General features: G+C 48.1%; 30 protein-coding genes. 8 read left to right on the plus strand and 22 right to left on the minus strand.

Going from position 1 to position 24,770, the window contains the following annotated elements:
- The first annotated feature begins 16 nt into the window (after nt 1–16).
- Nucleotides 17–874, plus strand: coding sequence for a hypothetical protein (locus GC178_09545; protein MBI1287810.1), 858 nt, complete (start codon nt 17–19; stop codon nt 872–874).
- Between the two features lie 823 nt (nt 875–1,697).
- Here the strand turns inward: GC178_09545 and GC178_09550 are convergent.
- A complete protein-coding gene (locus GC178_09550) occupies nt 1,698–3,257 on the minus strand; it encodes a T9SS type A sorting domain-containing protein (protein MBI1287811.1) in 1,560 nt (519 codons plus the stop codon).
- Nucleotides 3,258–3,415: 158 nt separating this feature from the next.
- Here GC178_09550 and GC178_09555 point away from each other — a divergent pair, with 158 nt between their 5' ends.
- On the plus strand, nt 3,416–3,754 hold the full coding sequence (locus GC178_09555) for a hypothetical protein (GenBank protein ID MBI1287812.1): 339 nt from the start codon (nt 3,416–3,418) through the stop codon (nt 3,752–3,754).
- A gap of 5 nt (nt 3,755–3,759) precedes the next feature.
- Here GC178_09555 and GC178_09560 read toward each other — a convergent pair whose 3' ends face one another.
- The 3 genes from GC178_09560 to GC178_09570 all read right to left on the minus strand — a co-directional run bounded on the left by GC178_09560 (nt 3,760) and on the right by GC178_09570 (nt 5,900).
- Nucleotides 3,760–4,014, minus strand: a complete 255-nt coding sequence (locus GC178_09560; GenBank protein MBI1287813.1) for a hypothetical protein — start codon at nt 4,012–4,014, stop codon at nt 3,760–3,762.
- A 101-nt stretch (nt 4,015–4,115) separates the two neighbouring features.
- Nucleotides 4,116–4,826, minus strand: a complete 711-nt coding sequence (locus GC178_09565) for a permease (GenBank protein ID MBI1287814.1) — start codon at nt 4,824–4,826, stop codon at nt 4,116–4,118.
- Nucleotides 4,827–4,940: 114 nt separating this feature from the next.
- Nucleotides 4,941–5,900 (minus strand): hypothetical protein, encoded by a 960-nt coding sequence (locus GC178_09570; protein ID MBI1287815.1) that lies wholly within the window; start codon nt 5,898–5,900, stop codon nt 4,941–4,943.
- 203 nt (nt 5,901–6,103) lie between these two features.
- Here GC178_09570 and GC178_09575 point away from each other — a divergent pair, with 203 nt between their 5' ends.
- A complete protein-coding gene (locus GC178_09575; GenBank protein ID MBI1287816.1) occupies nt 6,104–6,583 on the plus strand; it encodes a hypothetical protein in 480 nt (159 codons plus the stop codon).
- A complete protein-coding gene (locus GC178_09580; protein ID MBI1287817.1) occupies nt 6,580–7,794 on the plus strand; it encodes a YHYH protein in 1,215 nt (404 codons plus the stop codon). The genes GC178_09575 and GC178_09580 overlap by 4 nt, the downstream gene beginning before the upstream one ends.
- 55 nt (nt 7,795–7,849) lie before the next feature.
- Here the strand turns inward: GC178_09580 and GC178_09585 are convergent, their stop codons facing one another.
- The 12 genes from GC178_09585 to GC178_09640 form a co-directional block, all read right to left on the minus strand.
- On the minus strand, nt 7,850–8,425 hold the full coding sequence (locus tag GC178_09585) for a hypothetical protein (GenBank protein ID MBI1287818.1): 576 nt from the start codon (nt 8,423–8,425) through the stop codon (nt 7,850–7,852).
- Nucleotides 8,426–8,433: 8 nt separating this feature from the next.
- A complete protein-coding gene (locus GC178_09590) occupies nt 8,434–9,054 on the minus strand; it encodes a gamma carbonic anhydrase family protein (protein ID MBI1287819.1) in 621 nt (206 codons plus the stop codon).
- A gap of 128 nt (nt 9,055–9,182) precedes the next feature.
- A complete protein-coding gene (locus GC178_09595; GenBank protein ID MBI1287820.1) occupies nt 9,183–9,773 on the minus strand; it encodes a hypothetical protein in 591 nt (196 codons plus the stop codon).
- Between the two features lie 2 nt (nt 9,774–9,775).
- Entirely contained in the window at nt 9,776–10,981 is a 1,206-nt protein-coding gene (gene pcaF, locus GC178_09600; GenBank protein MBI1287821.1) for a 3-oxoadipyl-CoA thiolase, read from the minus strand.
- Nucleotides 10,982–11,063: 82 nt separating this feature from the next.
- Entirely contained in the window at nt 11,064–11,693 is a 630-nt protein-coding gene (locus GC178_09605; protein MBI1287822.1) for a hypothetical protein, read from the minus strand.
- A complete protein-coding gene (locus tag GC178_09610) occupies nt 11,690–12,718 on the minus strand; it encodes an inorganic phosphate transporter (GenBank protein MBI1287823.1) in 1,029 nt (342 codons plus the stop codon). Before GC178_09610 ends, GC178_09605 begins: the two co-directional genes overlap by 4 nt.
- 43 nt (nt 12,719–12,761) lie before the next feature.
- Nucleotides 12,762–13,376 carry an NAAT family transporter gene (locus tag GC178_09615; protein ID MBI1287824.1) on the minus strand — a complete coding sequence of 205 codons (615 nt, stop codon included), beginning with the start codon at nt 13,374–13,376 and terminating at the stop codon, nt 12,762–12,764.
- 149 nt (nt 13,377–13,525) lie between these two features.
- Nucleotides 13,526–13,981, minus strand: coding sequence for a DUF3368 domain-containing protein (locus GC178_09620; protein ID MBI1287825.1), 456 nt, complete (start codon nt 13,979–13,981; stop codon nt 13,526–13,528).
- Nucleotides 13,974–14,201, minus strand: coding sequence for a UPF0175 family protein (locus tag GC178_09625; protein MBI1287826.1), 228 nt, complete (start codon nt 14,199–14,201; stop codon nt 13,974–13,976). Before GC178_09625 ends, GC178_09620 begins: the two co-directional genes overlap by 8 nt.
- Before the next feature lie 51 nt (nt 14,202–14,252).
- Nucleotides 14,253–14,678, minus strand: coding sequence for a hotdog fold thioesterase (locus GC178_09630; GenBank protein MBI1287827.1), 426 nt, complete (start codon nt 14,676–14,678; stop codon nt 14,253–14,255).
- The gene (locus GC178_09635) at nt 14,678–15,844 is read right to left on the minus strand and encodes a 3-hydroxybutyryl-CoA dehydrogenase (GenBank protein ID MBI1287828.1); all 1,167 of its coding nucleotides are present in this window, start codon (nt 15,842–15,844) and stop codon (nt 14,678–14,680) included. Before GC178_09635 ends, GC178_09630 begins: the two co-directional genes overlap by 1 nt.
- Before the next feature lie 95 nt (nt 15,845–15,939).
- The gene (locus GC178_09640; protein ID MBI1287829.1) at nt 15,940–16,719 is read right to left on the minus strand and encodes a 2-(1,2-epoxy-1,2-dihydrophenyl)acetyl-CoA isomerase; all 780 of its coding nucleotides are present in this window, start codon (nt 16,717–16,719) and stop codon (nt 15,940–15,942) included.
- A 137-nt stretch (nt 16,720–16,856) separates the two neighbouring features.
- On the opposite strand from GC178_09640, the gene GC178_09645 reads away from it, so the two are divergent.
- Nucleotides 16,857–17,159, plus strand: coding sequence for a hypothetical protein (locus tag GC178_09645; protein ID MBI1287830.1), 303 nt, complete (start codon nt 16,857–16,859; stop codon nt 17,157–17,159).
- Between the two features lie 3 nt (nt 17,160–17,162).
- Here GC178_09645 and paaJ read toward each other — a convergent pair whose 3' ends face one another.
- The 5 genes from paaJ to GC178_09670 all read right to left on the minus strand — a co-directional run bounded on the left by paaJ (nt 17,163) and on the right by GC178_09670 (nt 20,916).
- On the minus strand, nt 17,163–17,645 hold the full coding sequence (gene paaJ / locus GC178_09650) for a phenylacetate-CoA oxygenase subunit PaaJ (GenBank protein ID MBI1287831.1): 483 nt from the start codon (nt 17,643–17,645) through the stop codon (nt 17,163–17,165).
- Nucleotides 17,646–17,768: 123 nt separating this feature from the next.
- Nucleotides 17,769–18,527: a phenylacetate-CoA oxygenase subunit PaaC gene (paaC, locus tag GC178_09655; GenBank protein MBI1287832.1), complete on the minus strand. Its 759-nt coding sequence runs from the start codon at nt 18,525–18,527 to the stop codon at nt 17,769–17,771.
- 1 nt (nt 18,528) lies between these two features.
- On the minus strand, nt 18,529–18,816 hold the full coding sequence (locus GC178_09660) for a 1,2-phenylacetyl-CoA epoxidase subunit B (protein ID MBI1287833.1): 288 nt from the start codon (nt 18,814–18,816) through the stop codon (nt 18,529–18,531).
- Between the two features lie 78 nt (nt 18,817–18,894).
- Entirely contained in the window at nt 18,895–19,845 is a 951-nt protein-coding gene (paaA, locus tag GC178_09665) for a 1,2-phenylacetyl-CoA epoxidase subunit A (protein MBI1287834.1), read from the minus strand.
- Nucleotides 19,846–19,932: 87 nt separating this feature from the next.
- Nucleotides 19,933–20,916, minus strand: a complete 984-nt coding sequence (locus tag GC178_09670) for a hypothetical protein (protein MBI1287835.1) — start codon at nt 20,914–20,916, stop codon at nt 19,933–19,935.
- Between the two features lie 47 nt (nt 20,917–20,963).
- Here GC178_09670 and GC178_09675 point away from each other — a divergent pair, with 47 nt between their 5' ends.
- Together GC178_09675 and GC178_09680 are read left to right on the plus strand one after the other, a co-directional pair.
- Nucleotides 20,964–22,043, plus strand: a complete 1,080-nt coding sequence (locus tag GC178_09675; GenBank protein ID MBI1287836.1) for a 2Fe-2S iron-sulfur cluster binding domain-containing protein — start codon at nt 20,964–20,966, stop codon at nt 22,041–22,043.
- A gap of 34 nt (nt 22,044–22,077) precedes the next feature.
- On the plus strand, nt 22,078–22,527 hold the full coding sequence (locus tag GC178_09680; GenBank protein ID MBI1287837.1) for a hypothetical protein: 450 nt from the start codon (nt 22,078–22,080) through the stop codon (nt 22,525–22,527).
- Here GC178_09680 and GC178_09685 read toward each other — a convergent pair.
- Nucleotides 22,505–24,211: a hypothetical protein gene (locus tag GC178_09685; protein ID MBI1287838.1), complete on the minus strand. Its 1,707-nt coding sequence runs from the start codon at nt 24,209–24,211 to the stop codon at nt 22,505–22,507. The two genes, GC178_09680 and GC178_09685, sit on opposite strands and share 23 nt — an antisense overlap.
- A gap of 2 nt (nt 24,212–24,213) precedes the next feature.
- Here GC178_09685 and GC178_09690 point away from each other — a divergent pair, with 2 nt between their 5' ends.
- Nucleotides 24,214–24,756 (plus strand): polyketide cyclase, encoded by a 543-nt coding sequence (locus GC178_09690; GenBank protein MBI1287839.1) that lies wholly within the window; start codon nt 24,214–24,216, stop codon nt 24,754–24,756.
- The last annotated feature ends 14 nt before the right edge of the window (nt 24,757–24,770 follow it).

A 24,770-nucleotide genomic window follows, 5' to 3' on the forward strand; every position in this document is an offset into this window, starting at 1 on the left:
GACTAAACATGGCATCATGAGACAGTTTAAAAGATTTCTATTGCTGATGGTATTCGTTTTGCCTCTCGGTGCAATAGCACAGGAAGGAATGCAGGATGCGATCTACCTGAAAGATGGCAGCATTTACAGAGGAATCATCATTGAGCAGGTTCCGAACGTGAGTTATAAGATCAAGTCCCGCGATGGAAACGTTTATGCTGTGAAGGTGGGAGATGTGGAGAAAATCACCAAAGAGAAGATGGAACACCCACCACATCCTTCCTATGGTCCATGGGGGCATTGGAATCACATGCCGAAAGACACGATGATGTATGACCCCAACAGACGTGGGTATTTCAATGAACTTCAGGTACTGGTTGAGAATGTGCAGGGAGGTGTCCGTTTTGTGAACGGATATAAATTCGGCCGCTATGGCTATTTGGGAGTTGGAGTAGGTGTTGACCGTGTTTTCTCCAATCCGTTCAATCCGAAGGTGAATGGTTTGGCCAGGAAGGCGCTTGCAGGCGTTTACATGCCGCTTTATCTGTATCATGCTGGCGATGGCCCGATGAAAGGGCGCATTTCTCCGTTCTATGCAGTAGAGGCCGGTTATGCCATGGCCTTTAAAGGTTGGGGAAATAAGAATTTGAACGTGGATGATTACGGCAATCGCCTGCAAGGTGGGGTCATTGCAGGTATGGGTCTCGGTTTCAAAGTGCATTCACGCAGACACCGTGGGCATTTCAGTCTGCTTTTCAATGTGAATTACAAGCAGGTGAAATATGAAACAGACAATATCATTCTGGACAACAATGGCCAGATAACAGGTGTTGTAACGCAGCATAAGGTCGGACACCTGATCATACCAGGTATTCGACTTGGAATCGGTTTTTAGGTAGGTTGGAGTCCTCCGCTCTGGAGGACTTAGGTTGATGAGAGGGTCGGCTGTCGCAAGATGGTCGGCCCTTTCTCTTTCGCTTCGCTCATGGATGGCTCTCGCAAAGGCGCTAAGGCGCAAAGTGTTTTTTGCACAGAGGAGAATGGAGAAGGAGAGATGCACAGAGGATTCGCTTCGCTCAGTTTGGTTTCACACAGAGCCGCAGAGAAGTGGAGTTTGTTTGCTCCGCTCACTGATGGCTCTCGCAAAGCCGCAAAGGCGCAAAGTGTTTTTTACACCGAGAGAATAGAGAAGGAGAGATGTACGGAGGGTTCGCTTCGCTCAGTTTGGTTTCACACAGAGCCGCAGAGAAGTGGAGTTTGTTTGCTTCGCTCGCGGATGGCTCTCGCAAAGACGCAAAGGCGCAAAGCCTTTTTTACACAGAGGAGAATGGAGAAGGAGAGACGCACAGAGGATTCGCTTCGCTCAGTTTGGTTTCACACAGAGCCGCAGAGAAGTGGAGTTTGTTCGCTACGCTCACAGTTGGTTCTCGCCAAGACGCCAAGACGCCAAAGTTTTCAAGCATTCAGTTTCGAGCAATGGTCTGATGTTGCAGCTTCCCCTCTTGAGAGGGGATTGAGGGGTGTGTTTTTATTCACACAGAGCCGCAGAAAAGCGGAGTTTGTTCGTTTCGCTCACGGATGGCTCTCGCCAAGACGCAAAGGCGCCAAGGATTCCGTATTTCGCTAACGGCTAACGGCCGAAAGCTAATGGCTACTTGCACACAGAGCCACTGAGACACAGAGAGATATTCGCTAATTCACGTATTCCTAACCGCTATCTAACGCCTTATCACAAACTTCCGTGTGGCAATGCCACCGCTGGAGGCTATCTGTAGCATGTAAATGCCATCTGAAAGCGAAGAGACATCCAAGTTTCTGTCTGTAGAACTGAAGTTGAGAACCGTTTTACCTTGAATATCCGTTACCGAGATCTGCTCATATTCCTGAACCGGGAGTTGCAAGTAAAGTCTGTCGGTGGTCGGATTCGGGTAAACGGTAAGGTGTTCCATATCAAGCTCCTGCTGACCTACGCTGAGTGGTTCGCAAACATGCGATGGATGAACCGTGACCGTGTCAACAACCATGTTCTCATCACCTGGGAAATAAAGCGCATAAGAGAAATAGATAAGCATCATTTCATCCGTGGTGGCCTCACCGGCCGTTACCAATTGCGGAGGGTTGTTCGGGTTATTGAGATTGTTGGTGGTGTTGTCGTAGGTGGCCGAACTGTGCAGCACGCTTCCCGCGGGGATCTTTATCGGCTGGCGGAACTCATAGAATCCCTGCCAATGGAAATCCCAGTTCTCTATTTCGATCAACGGTATTGTCTGGTTTGTCGGGGTGGTAGCCCAGGCGCTTATCGATTTTCCGATCAGGTGCATGTGTGGCGCCACATCCAAAATAGTAACATCAAACTGGTTGGGAACTTGATAATCGCACGTGAATGTTCGGGTCTGATTTGCAGGGACGATCAGCGCTCCTTCATTGAGTGTGGCGTGGTTCAATGGTGGATTGATGTATACCTCGCGTGTCACATTCGAACTGTATCTGATATTGACCTTTGTCTGATCTGACTGGCCATTGGCCGTGGTAGGATAGTGCACCTGCATAATGATATTGGATCCCGCAGGAAGCCGAACACCGAAGTTGGCCGGATATATTTTTGCCGACTGTCCGGGTACCCAACCACCGATCAATTCCGAATCATTGCTACCGGTTCCACCGAAACTGGTGTAGCCCGGCCCCGGGTCCTGAGCATCCAGTTGGGCCGGTACATTGGTGCCATCGCGGAACAGCAATACGTGGTGCACCGCTTCAAAATTGCCCGGTATCACCTCGATCTCAGTAATGAACACATCCTGAGCAAGACCGGTAGGAAGCACAAAGCAGCGATAGACGTCATTGTTCTGGCTGCTTACAGTGTACTGCGGCATGGTCACCACCAGATCGGGGTTCTGTATCACCTCAGAGCTGCCATAGTAGGGTGCTTGGGGCGGAGTGCCTGTTCCCTCTGGGAAGCCACCGTTCACCCAGTTGGCAACGATGTCTATTTCTTCCTGTGTCAGCAATCGCTCGTGCGCCAAGCTGTTGTAGTCAGGGTTGGGTGGCCATGGCGGCATGATGCGTGACGTGACCGACCCGAGCATGCCGTATGCCGCTGCAGAGGCATCGCCATAGGTCATTAACGAAAAGGGTGCAATGCCACCATCGTGATGGCAAGTGGTACAATGCTCAAATAGAATGCACGAAACCTGTTGATTGTAGGTAGGAACGGTCTGCGAAATGGCAGAAAGACCAATAAGTGCAGTAAGCGTGGCTGAGAGTAAAAACCTTTTCATGGAATATGATATGTGCCTAAGACGTATGTTTTGTCAATTGGTTTACCAATAGCTTAAAAGTAGCCTGAAAAAATGGATCGGCACAATAATTGGCTTTCAGTTGGTGTTAACAATAGTAGATGAAATACAGCTACTTAACCATTTAAAACCCAACGATCATGAAAACGACAGAAAAAAACACGTTCGGACAAGGATTGGAGCAATTGATTCATCTCATCGCTCAGCCAGAAAATGCAGGTTCAGAAAAGGCCATTTTCAAAGGAAAAGTGGTGAGCTCCAAAACGGGTGCCCGGGTATTCGGCTGTGTGGTAGAACTGCTCGGAACAGGCAAAACGTACATCACTTCGCCTACAGGCTACTTTAAAATGACCGATCTGCCAGAAGGCATTTACTTGGCACGGTTCTCTTTCCCAGGCTTCAAAGAGGTTACGGAAGTGGTGGCCATCCTCAATGGCGAGCCGCTTGACATGACCCTCGAATTGGAAGTGGTGGAGTAGGGGATTCAATCGAAAAACGCTGACTCCAACGAAAAGTCGGAAACTCCGATATTCTTTACCCCCTCCATCAATCCGCGCTCTTGGAAGGTCATTTTTCGCAACGCACTTCCCTTCTCTCTTCCGTATTGTAGGGCCTGTTCGAAATCCAACCCTTTGGTTGTGGCCGTTGCCACCATTTCTCCTGTTACGGAGTTGAAAAGCGGACTTCCATCACCATCTCCCTCTATCCAATTTCCTGCTATGTAGTTCTGAAGTTTCATCATCAAAATGTTTGACCGTAAATATAGGCGTGTACTATTTGAAGCAAAAAGAAAGCCCTGCCGAAATGGACAGGGCTTTCAAAATTTTTCCAGCGATCAGGTCAATCGCGGCTCATGAAAATGCGAATGATGTACCACAACAACAGCATAAAAGAAGCGAACAGGCCAAGTGAAGCCGCCACATACTGCGATGGATGATAGCGATATATGAGGTTCGAAGTCTGGTACAGGATGGATCCTGCAGCCAACATCACCATGGCAATGGAAAACCCAAGTCCGAGGTCGAACCCGAACAGCATTCCAGCAGCAATGGCACCTAAAGCAACAATACTAACGATCATAATTGCGCTTCGCAGAAACGAGAAATCCTTTTTGGTAACGAAAACCACAGCGCTCAGTCCAACGAACAAGGCCACGGTCACACTCAACGCTTTCCAAAGCAGCGAACCATCCTCCGAAATGGACATGGCGATGTAAAGCATCGGGATGAAAATGAACGCCTCTGCCAGAATGTATAGTCCGAAACCTGCATACTGCATTGAACGGTTGTCCGTTCTGATGGCCCAATTCTCAGCCATGTTGGTCACGAACATGAAACCGAGCAGCACAATCATCCACGTCCAACCTTGCGTCATGGCAAGACCGATATTGACAATGGCAGGAGTTGAAAGGAAAACGGCCTCTACCCCAATGAACGCCAAAAAAGCCAACGCCAAGTGGAAATATGTTTTGCGATAAAATTCTGCGCGCACTTCGGCAGATGCATCGGCCACCAATTGTCCTTGGCCGAAATTAAAATTCTGATCTTCCATGAATGTTAGGTTAAATGTTCTTGTAATGTTAGTCAAATCGCATCAAAAACGAACAATCGGGTAAAACAAAAGCGAGATGATACCACCTCGCTTTCGCAATCCGTTCTCAACAAATCAATAACTGAATACTGCGCTGTTCGCGTGATTATTGACGTCCCAACTCACTTCAAAACCGTAAGCACAGGAAGTTGAAGCGTGATCACCGTTCTGATCGACACCCAAGGTCAATGTGTACTGATCACCATCAACCTCGTGTACCAATTGCCCGGAGTTGAATCTCCACAGGCCGCAGTACGTGTTGGAAACGATCGGTTGCGTGTAGTACGTGATGAAATCGCTTCCGTAGCGGTTCACTCCCCAAGAATCTACCGTTGCCGTACCGTTCAAAGTAGTGTCTCCATTGGCTGTAAAACCAATGTAGGCGTAAGGAACATTCGGGTCAGAACCTGCTGGCGAATAACTCCAAGTAACTGTTCGCGCATGGTTCCAAGCAGCACTTGCGCCATTATCAAAAGATACCAGCATGTCGTTGGATCTTGCCTGGTATGTGAAATCAGCATTTCCGAGAAGGAACTGCCACCAATCGTGTCCATTCACATTCTTCAAGGTTTTGGTGCCGTTGAACTTAATGGAATGACCACTACTTAAATGCGTGACCTTGAAATCGGTGAAGGTCTCTTCAAGAACAGCCCCGGCATCTGCCCAAGCACTTCCGTGTATCAACTGAACTTTGATCTGTCCGGAACGCGTTCGCGAAGGAGAGAAACATGGCGTCACACCATCAAAATTGAAATACAGAATTCCTTGAGCGGCATCCGTACAATCGATGGTTACGCCACACAGCGGACTTGAAAAGACCTCATCGTGATAATCGGTCTTTCCAAAACCATCAATATCAGAAAGGGCATTATTGATGTCGTCATCGGCCTGGTCCAACTCGGCCTTGTATGTATTGGAATCCTGATTGAACTGCTGGATCTTGGCATCAAGAAGTTTCTTGAATATGCCGCATCCGGTAATAAGTGAAGCGGCAACAACAGCAATGGTCGCCACCTTAAATATTGACTTTTTCATAATAGTTATTTGGGTTTGATTCGATATTGAAGCAAACAATTCGTTTGCAAAGTTAAGGGTTGATCAACAAGCAAATATTAAACCAAAGTTAGTTCTGAAAATTGCCTGTTTGAATGATAATTGTCAAAGACTGATACGAATCTTATAAAACCTACTTGGAAACCTGTAAATCACACACCAAACAAGCTGACTAAACTTGTACCATGAGATTCGCAGCAATCATATTCTTACTGGTCGCAACCCTTCAAGCGTTCGGTCATGAAGGACATCAGGCTTTCTATCGGATAACGGAAGAAAATGGCGAGTTGGTGTTGACCGTAAAAATGGACATGCCCGATGTGGAGGTTTGTCTTCAACAGGAAAATGTCTGTGGCACAGATCAAGAATTGAAATGGTGTGCCGCCAAGTGGACAAGCGGTCTGCTTGCTGTGAAAATTGATGGAAAGGAAATTACAAAGGAGTTTGAAAGCTCTTACACCGAAATGGGTCATCTGATTCTCAGATACACATTGGGGACAGCGCCCAAAGAAGGCAAAACACTTGAGGTCTCAAACACATGCTTTCTCGGAAGTTTCGACACCTACGATAATATCGTTCAGATATCGGTTGGCAGCGTTGACCAAGGCTATATGATGAACGAATTACGGACCAATATCAAAATCGAATTGACAAACAGATCATGAAATCGCAACTGACATTCCTATTCACATTATGTGCTTTTGGTGCTTGGGCGCAATGCAATACAACTACCATCTGGAACAACACTACTACCAACGAGGTGTGTTCTGAAGTTAGCGGTGTGGTAAAACATTGGTATTCGAACAGCATTCCCGATCATGTTACAGGAAACTTTCCCAACCCCTCAAACCCAAATACCATCTCGGCCCAGCAGACCGATCTGGCCATGTGCGCCTACCCTGTTCAGGCGGGGCAGTTCACGGACCTGATCATTGCGGGTTTCAATGCGATGGGTAGCTGCCCGACCTTTGAGTTCGGCATTGCCACCAACGGGATCGAGTTCGACCCGATAGCCGCAGAATTCTTCTCCAACCCGAACAACGGCCAGTTGAATTACGACTGGAACAAGAATCCGCTCAGCCCGAATGTTAATCTTGGAACAGACATGAACGATGCGCACGTGCAACCAACCGGCAAGTATCATTATCATGGCGACCCTGCCAATTTCATTACCAATCTTGGCATCACTTCCAGTCAGCATTCGCCCATCATTGGCTGGGCCGCTGATGGTTTCCCGCTCTACTACAAATATGTGTATGCTGATGCCATGGACGCAAACAGTGGAATTATTGAAGCCAACAGTTGTTTCCAACTGAAAAGCGGCACGCGCCCGGGTGACGGAACCACGGCACCCGATGGGGCTTACGATGGCACGTATGTGGAGGATTACGAATACAACGGTTCGATGGGAGGCTGCATTTTGGACGAATGCAACGGCCGCTATGGTGTAACGCCCGATTTCCCGAACGGCACTTACTATTACGTGCTTACAACGGATTTCCCTGTGGTTCCAAGATGCTTTGCAGGAACACCCGACATGTCGTTTGCTGTTGGCCCTCCCTTTGCCGGCTGCGGAGTTTCAGATGCAGAATCCTATTGCTCGGCTCTGACGGTGGATGTATCGGCCGAGGAACTCAGCGACCGATTGGTCATCTTTCCGATTCCCACGAACAGCGATTTCTTGAATGTTCAGTTCAATGGAAAGCAGGAACTGCACCCAACAGAAGTGACCTTATTGGACAGCATGGGACGAACCATTCGGGTTGAACCATACAACCACCAACAGGTGAACCTGAAAGGCTTGGCGGCCGGAACTTATTTCATCAAATTCTCATTCGAGAAAACCGAGATAACGAAACGTTTTGTGAAGCAGTAAATGGGGTCTGTTTTCACACGTGGCCCGCTTGTTCTCCATGGCAAGCGGGCTTTTTTCATTCTATATGCAACCAGACATATTCTGTCCCATTCCAATACAAGATTCCCCCACCGCAGACTTCTTTTTGTCGAAAAGATATTGCTGGATTATCCAGGATTGTACAACGTGATTCATCAGGTCCAAGAATATTTCCAGAATGCTGGTCAACCAGCGTGGGCGCAATTGTGTCTCCAACAGGAATAACATTCATAATCTCAATCCAACTCAAATCTGTCATTCCATCAACTTCATTGCCCGCTCCAAAAACAACAACATTATTGGAATCTTTCCCGTCCAAAACTCGAACTCCAATTTGTTTATTCGTTAACCCTGAAACCAACGAGACAACTTCTGGATAGCCATCACCGTCCAAATCTTCAACCAATATTTCATCTGAAATTTGGCCGTATTCTATTTTACCCGAATTCGGTTTTGGTAAGGGTTTTACGACCTCTTTGACCTCAGGAAACTCCTTGATGACCGAATCCGATTTTTCATTGCTGAGACTGTTCTTGTCCGAAAACTGACCGTTACGACATGAAACCGCTGAAACCATCAGTCCGAAAAAGTAAAATACTCGAATCAATCTCATCAATTCCGTCAACTTTCACCCGTTTTCTTCCAAGTCTCAAAAAGACCTTTTTGCTGGCCGTTGTAAGGGTCTTCTTTCGGAACTGGAGAGTTGGAAAGCACATCCTCCAAACCAAGTTCCTTCAACGTTCCGTGACTTTCCTTCGGAAGAGATTGATACAGCTTGGTGCCTTCCGTTTTCCAAGCTACCATTTCATCCGAAACATCTTTGATGATCTTGGCAGGATTACCGACCACGATCTTTCGTGATGGAATTTTCATCTCGGCAGGAACGAAGCACAACGCTCCGACAATGCTTTCCTCGCCTACCTCCGCATCGTCCATCACAACGGCATTCATTCCAATCAGACAGTTCCGTAGAAGCTTTGCCCCGTGAATGATAGCCCCGTGACCGACATGCGCACTTTCGTGCAGCCAGACGGTCGTTCCTGGGAACATGTGAATGGTGCAATTCTCTTGGACATTGCAGCCGTCTTCGATCACAATTCTGCCCCAATCGCCACGGATGGCCGCACCTGGGCCGATGTAAACATTTCTCCCAATCTGAACATTACCGATAACGCTTGCCGTTTGATGCACAAATGCGGTTGGGTGAATGCTCGGCCGCATGCCGTTGAATTCGTAGATCATTTTAAGTTTCGATTTAAAAGCCCCTCTGCCTTCGACATCTCCCCAAAGGGGAGAATCAGACCATCAGACTGATCGGTTTCAGTCAACTTTGTCAACTCTATAATCTTTGTCAACTCCATAAACTGAAGTCAGCAATTCTTGTACTTATCGTGAAGACCTTTCTTATCACGCAGCATATTCATACACTTTTCCAATCTCCTGAGTTTAGTAGCTTCTTGCTTCGCTTCAGAAATATGGTCGGCATACTCCCTGCGATGAGAAGGTGCCATGGAATCATAAAATTCCTTTACGGACGGTTCGGCATCCAACGCATCTTGCAACAATTTCGGCACCACCACTTCAATCTTTTTCTTTAGGGTTTTGACACCTTTTTCCATGTTCAGTGCAGCTTCGCGAACGTATTGCTTCACCAGTTCCTCGTCCACCTTGTCACCTTCCAGAAAGCGCCATTGTCGCAACGCCTGTGTCTTTCCTTCCTGTGCATTCTGCAGAACCTTGGCCTTATCCTTCAGCATTGCTCCTTCGAAAAACCAAAGCCCACAGTGATTTTTGAATGCGGAGAATCCTACAACATTTCCATGATGTGTGTAGGTCGGAGCACCCCACTTTATCTCCTCTTTCAGTCCACAATCGAGAATGCATTGGCGAAGTGTTTCCAATATCGGACGTTGCCAATCATTGGCCTTCTTATCCATGTACGCATCAACTTTCGGGTTCATGGTCAAATTCTTTCTATGATGGTTGCGTAGCCTTGCCCGACACCGATACACATGGTGACCAACGCATAGCGTTTCTGCGTTTTTTGCAACTCGATGGCTGCGGTTTGGAGGATTCGAGCACCACTCATTCCAAGCGGATGCCCGATGGCAATGGCTCCACCATTCGGATTGATACGCGGATCATCATCGGCCAGTCCCATCTTGCGCGTACACGCCAACGACTGAGCAGCAAACGCCTCATTTAATTCGATAATGTCCATTTGACCAAGCGTCAAACCTGCACGTTTCAACGCTTTCTCGGAAGCATAAACAGGTCCAATTCCCATGATACGCGGTTCAACTCCCGCCACAGCAGCAGAAACGATTCGCGCCATCGGCTTGAGGTTGTGGTCTTTCAACGCTTGATCGGACGCCACCAGAATTGCTGCTGCACCATCGTTCAATCCAGAACTGTTTCCAGCCGTCACCGAACCGTCCTTCTTGAAAGCTGGGCGGAGTTTTCCGAGAACTTCGAGTGTTGTACTCGGACGAATGAACTCGTCTTTATCGAAGATGATCGGGTCGGCTTTACGCTGCGGAATTTCCACAGGGACTATCTCTTCGGCCAGCCTTCCGTTTTCACGTGCTTTGGCCGCTTTCATCTGCGAATTGTAGGCGAAAAGGTCTTGCGCCTCACGTTCAATTCCATACATCTCCACCAGATTTTCGGCCGTTTGGCCCATGCCTTCGGTTCCATACAATTCCTGCATTTTAGGATTGATGAACCGCCAACCGAAGCTTGTATCGTGCATCTCACTATCTCTTCCAAACGGCTGGCTGGCTTTGGAAATGACCCACGGTCCGCGCGTCATGTGTTCCACACCTCCCGAAATGTAGAGGTCGCCATTACCAGTTTGGATGGCGCGAGCCGCGTTGATGGTTGATGCCATTCCAGATGAACACAAACGGTTCACCGTTTCGCCACCAACTGACCATGGAAGACCAGCCAAGAGCAAAGCCATACGAGCAACATTCCGATTGTCTTCACCAGCCTGATTGGCACAGCCAAAGATCAGGTCTTCAACGGCTTCTGGGTCCACATTCGGGTTCCGTTTCATCAACTCGCGGATCGGAATGGCCGCCAGGTCATCTGCCCGAACGGGCGAAAGCGTTCCGCCAAAACTCCCGATCGGTGTTCTGATGGCATCAACGATATATGCTTCTTTCATGGATTGATTCTAATTACGAATGGGTACGAATATGAGATTAACCACGGAGAACACCAAGAAGACACAGAGAACACGGAGGTTTCTAATTCATCTTAAAAAGAATGTCCTCCACGTGGTTGGCACAGATGTGAATACGCTTGCTGATCTCCTTGAGCTGTGAAAGAACCTCACGCTGTTGGAGAATATTCTCCATGTCTTTGCCTTTGAAAAGTTGCTTCAACTGCACCGCATATTCCTTGATGAGTTTGTCATCCGCATGTATCACATTGGCCAGCAGTTTCATGGTTTTTGCCGCATCTTTTTTCTCCAGCGAAGCGAATGCCTTTTTCAGATCGGTCATTTCCTCATCAAGCAGTTCAAGAATGGCCTTATAATTATTGAGTTGGGTGATCTCGTACGTGTCCAATTCCACCACGAGGTGTTTCGTACTCAGACACACCCAATGCAAATGCAGGTAAGCGCGGGCAATCGCTTCACGGTCGAAAGGCGTGATGAACGTGTTCTCCAACTGGCTCATCCGCTTGCGATTGCTCTTGTTGGCATCATCCACCAACTTCAAGATCTTCTTCGAACTGGTAAAATGATGTTGCGTGTGCAGATCATACAGCTCCGCGATGATCTCATGCGTCATCTCGCATTGCGCGGTCATTTCCGCATAGAAGTCGGTGACCTGAGGAAGCACCATTTTCTTGAGCCATTGCAAAACTTTCATAGCAGTTTCATTAGGATGAATGAAAAGACGGCACCAAGTCCCATGCAGATCGGAATGTTGAATCCCCAACCCGCGATGATGTTCTTGATGACCATCCAATGTACATGTTTGGGCCGCTCAGCCGCACCTGCACCAACCAGCGTGGTGGTGACAACCTGTGTTGTTGAAGTGGGCGCACCGATCAAGGATGAACCGAGAATCACTGCCGCAGCCCCAACCTGATCGGCAATGGAATGGATGAGCCGCACACGGTAAATGCCGAAACCAACGGTTCGGATGATGTTCCAACCACCGAACATGGTACCAAGCGTAATGGCGCTGGCGCAGATGAGAATGACCCAATCTGGAACGGTGAATGTGGAATAATAGCCGGTGGCGAGCAGCAACATGCCAAGTATTCCCATTCCTTTTTGACTGTCGTTGGTGCCGTGGCTGAACGCCAGCCAGCTCACCGAAATGTATTGCGTAAAAATGAAGACAGGTTTCGAATGCATGCTCAGCCGCTTAAAGAGAAACAAGAAGAGTTTCATTACGAGAAACCCCACAAAAAATCCCGCCAAGGGCGAAAAGATCATACCCGTGATGATCTTCATAAAACCTTCAATATGACCGCTCTCGATCGCTTCCAAACCCCAATTGACCGATGAACTTCCCATTGTGACCAACGCGGCACCGATCAATCCGCTGGTAAGCGAGTTGGAAGAAGATGTAGGCAATCCGAGTTTCCACGTGATGAGATTATAGCTGATGGCGGCAAGCACAGCCGAAAGCACCACGGCCTGAGCAATAGACGCATCCACTTCGCCAATGCTCACGAACTCTCCGATGGTATTTGCCACGGCCAAACCACCGAGAAACGGACCGAGAAACGTGAAAACCGTTACCAATCCAATCGCGATTGTCGGTGACATGGCGCGCGAGGCGATGGCCGTTGCAACCATATCGGCCGCATCGTGAAATCCGTTGGTGAAATCATACAACAGCACCAGCGCAATTCCCAGTACAAGTATGATCGTTGGTGTCATAGAAAACTGATGTTTCAGTCGGAAAAATTACCCAAGTGGCGGCTCATATCCCAAACGAAATTTTGACGCCCTCGATCACCATTCCCACACCAATAATGGCGATGATAAGTCCCATCAATTTTCCGACCACCGTAATAATGTTCCGACCCAGTTTGACTACCAGAATTTCGCTCAGGCTGAAAACGTAATACGTGATCAGACACATGAGTGCGAAGATGATAATGACCACTCCGATGTGCAGAAAATCGGTATTGTCCGTGTAATTCATGGCAGTTACAATGGTTCCTGGCCCCGCAAGAAATGGTGTGGCCAAAGGCGAAATGGCGATGTTCTCATCCACATTCGCATTCTGAATGTGCTTGACGTCCGATTTCTTGGACATCAGCATCTCAAAACCGACATAGAAGATGAGAATGCCACCCGTGATCTTGAAAGCAGGAACGGTAATGCCAAACATTTCGAAGATGAACTTGCCCAGCAGAACGAAAATGGCCACGATGACAAATGCCGTGACCGTTGCCGTTCGGTTGATCCGTTGTTTCGTCTCACGGTCAGAACCTTCTACCAACCCGATAAAAATGGGTGCGCCCGCAATGGGGTTCATGATGGCGAAAAACCCTGTGAAAACGGATAATGAAAAGGTCAGCAGATCGGCCATTTTGTTTTTCTTAACCGCAGAGACGCAAAGTTTAAGCAAAGTGCGCTACAAAACAGTCTCTGTGCATCTCTTTTACTCAATTAGTCTCCGTGTAATCTTCATTACCGTTGTAAACCAAGGCTGACCAAGACCATTGCAAAGGCGCTGCATCATTCTCCGTTCCGTTTCAGAATTTCCTTCACCACTTGTTCGGAGATCCGAAAATCTGTTTTCAGCAGCTTCTCAATGATCGGCTTCACCAATGGAATCTTCCCCATCTGTTTCGCTTTATGGATAACTCCCAAGGTGCCTGTAAAATGTAATCCGAGCTGCTTGGCCAGTTTTCTCGCCTTCAGGTCGTCCAATATCAACAGAGAATCATTCATCTCCTGCGCCAAAGCAATGGCACTTGCCTCTCCCAGATCCAACTGAGTTTCCAGAAACTGTTGGTACTTTCTGTCCTTGGCTGCCTCAATATGAATCCAATCAGGAAGCGGTTCTCCAAACTCATTCGCAACTTCTATGGTCGTGTACACGATTCCATATACATCATTCAGAATGCGCAGCTGTTCTATTTTGTGCAGCAGAATGAGGCTGCTGGTGTCGGTAATGACAACTTTAGGCATTTGCGATATCCGAGTTCAGATCCTCCACGGTAGTTCCAAAGACCGACACACCGTATTTCCCTAAAAGCTCAATGAATGTCCTTTTGGAGATTCCAACCATGGCGGCAGCCTGTCCTGCTGAAAGTTTACCGTCCTCATAGAGTTTGGATGCCAGAATCATTAGAAGATCATGTTCGGAAAGTTCTGAACCATCAGGTATATGAAGCTGAATTGTTCTCATATCTTAACTTATGCCTTTCTTAATGGGAAACTTCTAAGATAAATCTTCTATTCAAACCTCCCACTCTTTTCCAGTTCGATAAACGGTACCCTTGAAAAGCGCCACAATTTCCTCACGCTGATTTTTCACCTCAATTTCGTAAATACCAATTTTCTTGGTGAGGTTCTTCTCAATGGCAACGGCCGTTAGCTGATCACCTTCTTTCACGGGCTTGGTGTGTGAAATGGATGTTTCGATGCTTACGCTTTGAATGCCATGGCCGTTTGAGGCGAAAGCCAAAGCGGAATCCGCCAAACTGTAGGTGATGCCACCATGAGCAATATCAAAACCGTTCAGCATTTCCTTACGGACGATCATTCGGAGAACCGAACTTCCTGCACCATCTTCCACACGTTCAATTCCGAGCCATTTGCTGAATGGATCGTTGTTGTACATGCGGTCGACAACACGTGTTGGAAGTGAATTCTCCTCAGCCATCAGTTGTAGAATTTCTGGCCATCTCTCACCATTCTTCGAAGCAACACACAGGCGCGATAACGTTCCTCGCGGTAATCTTCATAAAGCGAATCGATGCGATGCAGCACATGTTCCAAACCGCGCTCATCTCCCCAAGCCAAAAGCCCTTTCGGGTAGTTCACCCCTTTGGTCATGGCAAGGTCGAGGTCTTCTTTGGAAGCAATGCCCAAATGAAAGGCATCAATGGCTGAATTGACCAACAGATCGACCACGCGGTTCACGATCATCTCACCCAAGGCACGGTTGGTATTCGGTTCGGGTTTTTCGGCTCCTTCGGAATAATCGTAGTAACCACGCCCTGATTTTCTCCCAAGCAATCCGCCCTCAACCAATCGCTGCTGAATGACCGAAGGGCGATAACGCGGGTCGTAGAAGAACGACTGAAAAGCCGTTGACGTAACCGCAAAATTGATGTCGTTGCCGATCAGATCCATCAACTCAAACGGCCCCATTCGGAAACCTCCGAGTTCCTTCAATGCCCAATCGATGGTCGCTTCATCGGCAATACCTTCTTCAAGTATTCGGATAGATTCCCCATAAAATGGTCGCGCTACGCGATTTACAATGAAACCAGGCGTGTCTTTCGCGATGACAGGAACCTTTCCCCACGCTTTCATCAGGTCTTTCATCTCATCGGCCAAGCCATCTCGCGTAAGCATACTTGGAACAATCTCCACCAACGCCATCAGCGGGGCTGGATTGAAGAAATGAATTCCGATAACGCGGCTTGGGTCCTTCAGCTTTCCGCCAATGGCTACAATTGGAAGTGTGGAAGTATTGGAGGCCAAAACTGCCTCTTCATCGCATATCATTTCCAACTCTTGAAACAAGCCTTGCTTGATCTCGAGGTCTTCGATGATCGCTTCAATCACGAGACCGCATCGTTTAAGGTCATCGATGCTACGGGTGTAAGTAATTCGTTTGGCGCAAGCATTGGCCTCATCAAAGGTCAATTTTCCCTTTTCCACCAAGCGGGCAAAGATCCTCTGATGGCCCTTTGCTGCTTTCTCCAACGCATCAGCATTGCTATCATTCAGAAAAACCTTGTGGCCAGCCTGAGATGCAACTTGGGCAATTCCAGCTCCCATTGACCCCGATCCGACCACACCTACAATTAATTCACTCATATCTTATTCTATTCTTTAACCGCAAAGGCGCGGAGATTTCGCAAAGAGCACCAAGACCTTCAAGGTTTTGAAAACCTTGAAGGTCCTGTAGAATTTCACTCCCCTATAAATACTGGTTTACGTTTCTCTAAAAAGGCAAGAATGCCTTCTGCATTGTCGGCCGTGCGACCTGCCTCACCCTGAAGGTCACGCTCCACGGCCAACTGCTCGTTCATGGTATTATGAAGCGAGTAATTCAGCGCCTTCTTCGTGAGGCCGATACCGCGTGTTGGCATCTGCGCCATGCGCTTGGCCAATTCCAGCGCACCGCTCATCAGCTCGCCATCTGGAAATACCTTGTAAACAAGACCAAGCTCTTTGGCTTCCTCCGCTGTCATCTTCTCTCCCAACATCATCATAACTGAGGCTCGGTGCAAGCCGACTAATCGCGGAAGGAAATACGTTCCACCAGTATCTGGAATCAATCCGATATTAACAAACGATTGGATGAACTTGGCGCTTTCGGTTGCCAGCACAATATCGCAACAATAGGCCAAGTTGGCTCCTGCGCCAGCCGCAACTCCGTTCACCGCAGCTATTACAGGTTTTTCAATGGCACGAATCTTCCTCACGATCGGATTGTATTTGGTCTCCACGTGTTCTTCGATCTCGGAAATTCCAGAAACGGCCTCTTCCAGATCCTGGCCTGCGCAGAAGCCTCGGCCTGCGCCTGTGAGCAACACGCATCGAACCTCATCATTCTCCATGCAATGGTCCAAAGCAGTTTGCAGGTTGGATCCCATGGAGTTATTGAAACTATTCAGTTTGTCAGGACGGTTGAGCTCTATGAGCGCCACGCCATCCTGAATGTGGAAACGAAGATCTTCGAAGGTCATTGTTCAGAATTTGCGACTAAGGTAGAAAGCCACCCGAATACGTCAAATCGGTGAACGGTCAATTGGAAACATGACCTCGGTCAGAGCGCTGTGAAATCCTTACGGTACTTTAGTTCCAACCTTAAAAACCATTAAAAATGAAGTATCTATTTGCTCTCGGATTGGTAGTTGCACTTTCCAATCCATTCAATGCGGACGCGCAGAACGCCATGTACAAAAAAGAAGACATGAAGCGTATTTTGGAAACGTACAATGAGATTGTGATCAACATGCCGGGTTGGGAATACAAGTATGTTGGTAACTGGATCAGCACAATGACGATTGAAGGTGATCACACATTGACCTTTACAAGGGGGAAAGTGACGCACTCTTACGACCTCAGTAAGGCCGTTTTCATTCAGGAAGAAGGTAGCTTTGTAAAAGTGTGGCTGAGCAAATAAGCCTCAAATGCACTTGAAATAATCAAACGGCTCTTTGCAGTCGTTGCATTGATACAATGCTTTGCAAGGTGTTGAGCCAAATTGGCTCAACATTTTTGTTTGGCGCGATCCGCAATGCGGGCAGGTCACTTCTTTCGGATGGCTGAGAAGCACGTTCTTGTCTGACGTGGCCTGCTCTGGCGGTGCGATGCCGTATTCCTGAAGTGCCTTCCTTCCCTTTTCAGAGATCCAATCGGTTGTCCAAGCAGGAGAAAGCACCGTTTTTATCCTGTACTCATCGAAACCAGCACCTTGCAGAACTGCTTCAATATCTTCTTCCATTACCTTCATGGCCGGACAACCAGAATAGGTCGGTGTGATGATGATCTCTGGGTTTCCGTTGACGATTTTGGCTTCGCGAACCACACCAAGATCCACCAGACTGAGAACCGGGATTTCAGGGTCCATCACTTCATCGAGTAGATTCCAAAGTTCTTTTTCGTTCATGGTGATAAAATCAATCCTCCGCCATATTTCTACAGGCTCAGCATCGGCCGTTCCTCGGCACCTCCTTTTAAAGGAGGAATTGACAGCCGCCATTCCTCCCTTTTGGGGAGGTCAGGAGGGGCTTTACCACTCACAACCGGGATATGCCCGCTGCATGTATTGCAATTCAGCGAGAACGTAACCGAAATGTTCCGTGTGTCTTCCTTGCTTGCTTCCGCTCTGCATCCAGCCATTTTCTGGCATTTCGAGCGTAGCTTCTGTTAAGACTTCTTTCACCTTTTCCTGCCATGCAGGGTAGATCTTCTCAAGGTCTGGGCCGATGCCTGCTTCAATCACAGCTTTGTCGCTTTCATCCTGTACAAAAAGATCGCCTGTGTACATCCAAACATCATGGAATGATTGCTGGATGCGGTTGTGACTCTCTTCCGTTCCATCGCCCAATCGAAGCGTCCATTCGGTGCTTCTGCGCAAGTGATAACGAATCTCTTTGATGGCCTTGGCCGCAATCGCTGCAACAGTTTCGTCCGTTGAGTTCACCAATTCGGAGAACAATAGATAATTGAACTGGTCGAACAGAAATTGCCGTGCAATGGTGTCTCCGTAATGTCCGTTCGGAAGTTCGCAGATAAGCGCGTTTCGGTATTCTCTTTCAATGCGCAAATAGGCGAGATCATCCTCGTCTCGGCCCTTTCCTTCCACTTCTCCAGCGTAGCTGTACAACGAACGTGCATGCCCCAAAAGATCCAAAGCCGTGTTGATGATGGCGATGTCTTCCTCCAATTCGGGTCCGTGGCCACACCACTCGCTCAATCGGTGACCGAGAATCGCTGCGTTATCTGCCAAGCGCAGCAGGTAATTGAACAATGCTTCTTTCTGCTGCATATCAGATGTGGCCTACTTCGTCTGGAATATCATAGAATGTCGGGTGGCGATAGATCTTATCCTCATTCGGATCGAACATCGATTCCACATCCGATTCCTGCGTACTGTGGATGTACTTGCTTTCAACCACCCAAATGCTTACGCCTTCATTTCTACGTGTGTACACATCTCTGGCGTTGCTGATGGCCATTTCTGCATCTGGGGCATGAAGGCTTCCTGCATGCTTATGGCTCAATCCTGCCTTGCTTCTTACGAATACCTCCCAAAGAGGCCAGTCTTTTCTTTCCATTTAGTTCAATTTGGCCTCCCCTGACCCCTCCAAAGGAGGGGGAATTCCTCCCCTTTGGGGAGGTTAGGAGGGGCTGATTTACGCTGCGTCTTTCGCTTTTCGTTCTGCTTTCTTTTTGGCGTAGGCTGTGGCTGCTTCGCGAACCCAAGCACCGTTATCATACGCTGCCTGTCGTGCCGCCAATCGTTCCTTATTGCATGGGCCGTTGCCTTTGATCACATTGTAGAATTCCGTCCAGTCGATCTCGCCCCAATCGTACGATTGCTTCTCCTCGTTCCACTTCAATTCAGGGTCGGGAATGGTCAATCCAAGGAAATCTGCCTGGGGAACCGTTTGATCGATGAACTTCTGACGGAGGTCGTCATTGCCCATCCGCTTGATCTTCCACGCCATGCTCTGTGCAGAATGGGCGGAGTCTTTATCAGAAGGTCCGAACATCATCAGACTTGGCCACCAGAAACGGTTCAGCGCATCCTGCGCCATGGCTTTCTGCTCTTCCGTTCCGCGGCAAAGCGTGAGCAGAATCTCATATCCTTGGCGCTGATGGAAACTTTCCTCCTTACAGATACGGATCATACCGCGAGAGTACGGGCCATAACTGGTCTTCTGCAACATGATCTGGTTGACAATGGCCGCGCCATCCACCAACCAACCAATGGCACCGATGTCGGCCCACGTCAATGCTGGGTAATTGAAAATACTGCTGTATTTGGCCTTTCCTGAAAGAAGTTCCTGAACCATTGTTTCGCGATCCTTACCCAACGTTTCTGCCGCGCTATAGAGATACAGTCCGTGACCTGCCTCATCCTGTATCTTGGCCAATAGTGCTACTTTTCTTCGCAGACTTGGAGCACGCGTGATCCAATTTCCTTCAGGAAGCATTCCCACCACTTCGGAATGGGCATGTTGCGCCATCTGGCGGATGAGATTCTTGCGATACTCATCTGGCATCCAATCCTTCGGCTCGATCTTTATCTCTTTCTCGATCTTCTCATCAAAGATCTTTTGCAGGTCTTTTTCTTGGGCCATGCTTTTGAATTTGTGAACAAGTTTAGTCAATAATCAACATCGGACATTGACCGCGGTCATTATCCGTTTCAATCCAAACACGCCACACTAATAATAGTTGAGCGGTTCGGGTTTGATGATGGTGATGCGGTTTCCGTACTCCTTTTGCAGTCGCGTTATCAGTTCCTCCAATTCCTTTTCGTTCAAGGCTTTCACCTCTTTTTCCTTGGAGCGGAAGAAGTTTTCCCAATGCATGAGGATGACCCGCTTGGGCTTGCAGAGGTCGATGATGGGTTTGGGTGCTTTCTCGAAATCATCGAACAAGGCTGCGCTGATGAAAAGGTCATCCACGGGGTGCTCGTCCAACAGTTTTTTCGGGAACATGCCAAAAGGTGCTTTGGCCAGCGAACCTGAAAAGTAGATGCGATACGTAATGGAATCGCCTTCCAACCAATCGACCAAAAAGGCCATCGTTTTACCTTCCTGCCAGTCTTTCATCATCACGGGTTCTGTGCGCACATCTTCGGTGTAGCGCTTGTTCATCAGATTGATGCCTGCAAAATGTGGTGGATGTTGGCTTTGGAGCGCCATCACGCGCAGCGTACTATCTGCATCATAGATCCATTTCCCTTCCTTCTCTGCCGAGCCCAAACTATCGTTGGCCACTATAAGCGGTTGCGGCAAGTTGTACCACGAGAGAATATGCTTTCCCGTTTCGTTGAGCACAACGGGCGTTTCTTTGGGAAGATACTTGGAGAGGAACGGCAGATCCATCAGGTGGTCGTAGTGCGAATGGCCTGCGATGACCATTTTCACCTTGCGAAAGGTTCCTGTATTGACATATAGGTCCACGTAGTCCTGGTCTGTCTGCACTCTACCGAACATGACCTGCGTGGCAGACGGGTTGCTGATGAACGGATCGGTGAGCAGCGCCACATCTCCCCGCTGAACAGTAAAACAGCTTGTTCCGTAAGAACGGATTTCGGTGTAGATGGTGTCAACGTCCTCTTGCGCCCAAACTTTTCCAGCGAAAATCGCTGTGAAAATGAAGATGATGGCGAGGTTGAAGAAGCGCGTTATGACCGTGATCATTGAATCAATAGGAATGAATAGCCTTATTTTCGCCCCAAATATCGCACATGGCTCATTTCCACCCATTAGAAGTTGTTGACATTAAGCGCGAAACCGAAGAAGCGGTCTCCATCAAGCTGCGTATTCCGAAAGAACTGGAAGAGGAATTCAAGTTCATTCCAGGGCAGTACGTCATGTTCAAACAGACCATCAATGGCGAGGAATTGAAACGCTCCTACTCCATCAGTTCTTCACCAGGCGAAGGAGAATTGCGCGTAGGCGTGAAGGAAGTGCCTGACGGCCGTTTCAGCACATTCGCCAATCGCGAGCTGAAAGTCGGGGATGTACTGGATACGCTTGCGCCAAGAGGACGGTTCATCATTCAAACGGAAGCCGCAAACCAGAAACATTACATGGCCTTTTGTGCTGGAAGTGGCGTTACGCCCATCATCAGCATGATGAAGCACGTGCTTGAAACCGAGCCCAAAAGCAAATTCACCTGTTTTTACGGAAACCGTTACGCCAGCACCATCATCTATTTTGATGAGATAAACGCGTTGAAGAACCGTTTCCCCGATAGGCTGGAGATCCACTACGTGATGAGCAAGGAGGAAATGGGTTCAGATTTTTTCCGTGGGCGGATCGATGAGGACAAGATCCGCAAATACAGCGAAGTGCTTTTCGACCCAACGCAAGTGGATGGTTTCTACCTCTGCGGGCCCGAACAGATCATCCATGCAGCTAAGAGTGTACTGACCGAAAAAGGCGTGGAGGAAGAGAAGATCCATTACGAACTGTTCGGAACGCCAAATCCGACATCAGGTTTTGCACAGGTGGTAGAGGAAGAAAGCACCGAATCGGTTAAAAGCCACATCACGGTAGTGATGGACGGAGACGAGTTCAATTTTGAAATGGAACCTGGCCACATGACCATTTTGGATGCTGCCGACAGCCAAGGGCTGGACGTGCCTTATTCCTGCAAAGGAGGTGTTTGCTGCACGTGTTTGGCCCGCGTCAAAGAAGGCGAAGTCTCCATGGAACTCAACTATTCGCTCACCGACAAAGAAGTGGAGTCAGGATTGGTTCTCACTTGCCAGGCACATCCGAAAACGGCACGGGTCACGGTGGATTTTGATGATATTTGGTAGCAGATCACCTCGAACCGTTTTAAATCCTCATATCATGAAAAAACTCGCTTTGACCGTACTGGGTTTTACCCTTGCGCTGCAATCATGCAAGAAAGACCCTACCGTGAATGAAATGCTGACCGATGCTGATTGGCACATGACCGCGTTGACGATCGACCCGGCCATTATTGTGAATAACGTGGCCATTACCGATTATTACAGCCAGCTGTACGATTACGACAAGGACAATATTCTGCGCTTCCGAACGGACGGCACCTACATTTCTGATGAGGGCGCGCTGAAGGAACACCCAAGCGACCCGCAGACCAAGCAGGGAAACTGGCTGCTATCTGCATCTGAGGATATGATCACCGTTTGGGTGGAAGAAGACACCATCACCTATGATCTGTTGAAGATCAGCGAAGACCTGATGCGATTGAGTTACGCTCAGCGCGATACCGCCACCCAGATCAATTACACGCTTACGGCAGATTTTGCGCATTGATCCGGTGGTAAACGTAAACCCACATTCCCGAAGGAAGACGTTCTTCTTTCTCTAATTCGTATTCGTCTTCGAGCTGTTCCCGAATACCGTTTTCGGGAAAGAATTCGGAACCGTAAGCATCAACCAATACAACGCTATTTCCCATTTTTTCGGGAAGTCCGTTCGCATCATACACGCTGTAAATATTCTTGGAACGTAGCCGTTCTGAGATATCCCGGTAATCCTTAAATATCTCTTGGTCGTAGTAATAAGCGAAGGTCACATCGAAATATGCAGGATTGAGAATGACCGTGGTCTCCGCTTGCTTGTTCTCTTTTACCAAAGCCATCAAACTGTTCAAGTTCGGATGAAACGTGAATGAAGGCGATGTCGCAGCAAGCATTCCACCGATGAGCAGCAACTGTACGTAAAACGTTCTTTTTCCGAAAAGATAATTGACAGCCACGAACAATGTTGCGAAGAAGAACGGGGCAATGAAAAGAATGTATCTGTCGATGAATACCGGAACCACGAACGAAACCGCAAACATCGAAAGCCACGGAACCACAAACATGATCAGAAAGAGAGACCGCATCGGATACTTGCGATACGACAGGAAAAACAACATGGCAACCAATAAAGCAAGTAATCCGATGAAGATGAAGGTGAAGGGCTTCCAGGCCGTTACATGCCAAATGAAAGGCATCGGTATAAAGAATGAAAGCCCGACCACGAACAGAACGAGTATCACCACTTGAACTATTGTTCTAAAGAGAATCGACCTCAATTCCACCAGCGACCACTTGAAAACAGCACCATACAGAAGCGCCAGTAAAATGGCATAAAGCCACTCTTGACTGTTCGAGAACCAGAAGATGACCTCATGCAAGTGGCCGAGATTTTCCACGGGCTTTATCCAAGTTCCGTTGGAGGCAGAATCGGAAAACCGACCTACAAATACGCTTAGAGATGGAATGAAGCCAACGAATTGAACCCCAAACGCCAACAGCAACCATTTCAGTCGGGCAAACGGTCTTCCATACATGAAACTGATGACGGCAAACTGCATCAACACAATGGGAATGGCGAAATAATGCGTGTAAAGCATCAAAATGTTGACCACCGCCAACGCGAGTACCAAACTCACGGGCCTCAAATTCTCCGACCTCATCAACCGTAGAACAAGGTTGAATGAGAGAACCATCAGAAACCAGAAGAGCGCATAAGCCCTCGCCTCGTGCGATATATAAATGAAGTAATTGCAGAGCGAATACATGATCGCCACAGACAGTGCATTCCATACATCAGCAATGAGCCGAATAAGATAAAAGACCCCGAAAACGGTCAAGATGCTGAAGATGAGCGAAGGCATTCGTACCGAGACCTGACCGATTCCGAAGAGATCGATCCAATAGTGCAGTACCATCTCGTAAAGCGGTGGATTGTTGCCTTTTTGCAGTTCGGCAATGATCTCTCCGACAGAAGCCTGTGCATGAAAAATTGAGAATGGCTCATCCAACCCGATCGGAGTATTGGTAACGGCAATGATCCCCGAAATAAGATTGATGACAAAAAGAACTGCCAGCGCTAAGAATCCCTGCTGCCGCGAGCTCAGTTGTTGAAGACCGATCATCGCACGAATATACTTGTGAAACATTATTTGACCTATGTGCAGCACAGTAAGGTGAGATGTGCTAATTTTCATGCATGAAAGCCCTTAAATACATCCTTATTGCAGTCGTTGTGCTTATTGCCATTCCTGCCATTACCGCACTATTTGTGCAGAAAGACTTTTCTGTTGAACGCTCCATCATTATTGAACGACCTAAAGAGCAAGTGTTCGATTACCTCAAGCACCTTCGAAATCAGGACAATTTCAGCAAGTGGGGGCAGATGGATCCGAACATGAAAAAGACATTCTCAGGAACGGATGCAACGGTTGGGTTCATTTCGGCATGGGAAAGTCAAAATCCGGATGTTGGAAAAGGGGAACAGGAGATCACGGCCATCATTGACGGTGAAAAGGTGGATTTCGAGCTGCGCTTCCTCGAACCTTGGCAAGCGACAAACTTCGCATCGCTGTCTACAGAAAGTGTGGGTGATGAGCGGACGGAAGTTACTTGGTCATTCCGGGGCCGAATGGAATACCCAATGAACCTGATGTTGGTTGCCACGGATTTTGACAAGGCCATTGGGGACGATTTCAACCAAGGGTTAGAGAATCTGAAGAAAATCCTTGAAGAACAATAGCCAATTTCTTGTGT

The sequence above is a fragment of the Flavobacteriales bacterium genome (assembly GCA_016124845.1).
GTDB lineage: Bacteria > Bacteroidota > Bacteroidia > UBA10329 > UBA10329 > UBA10329.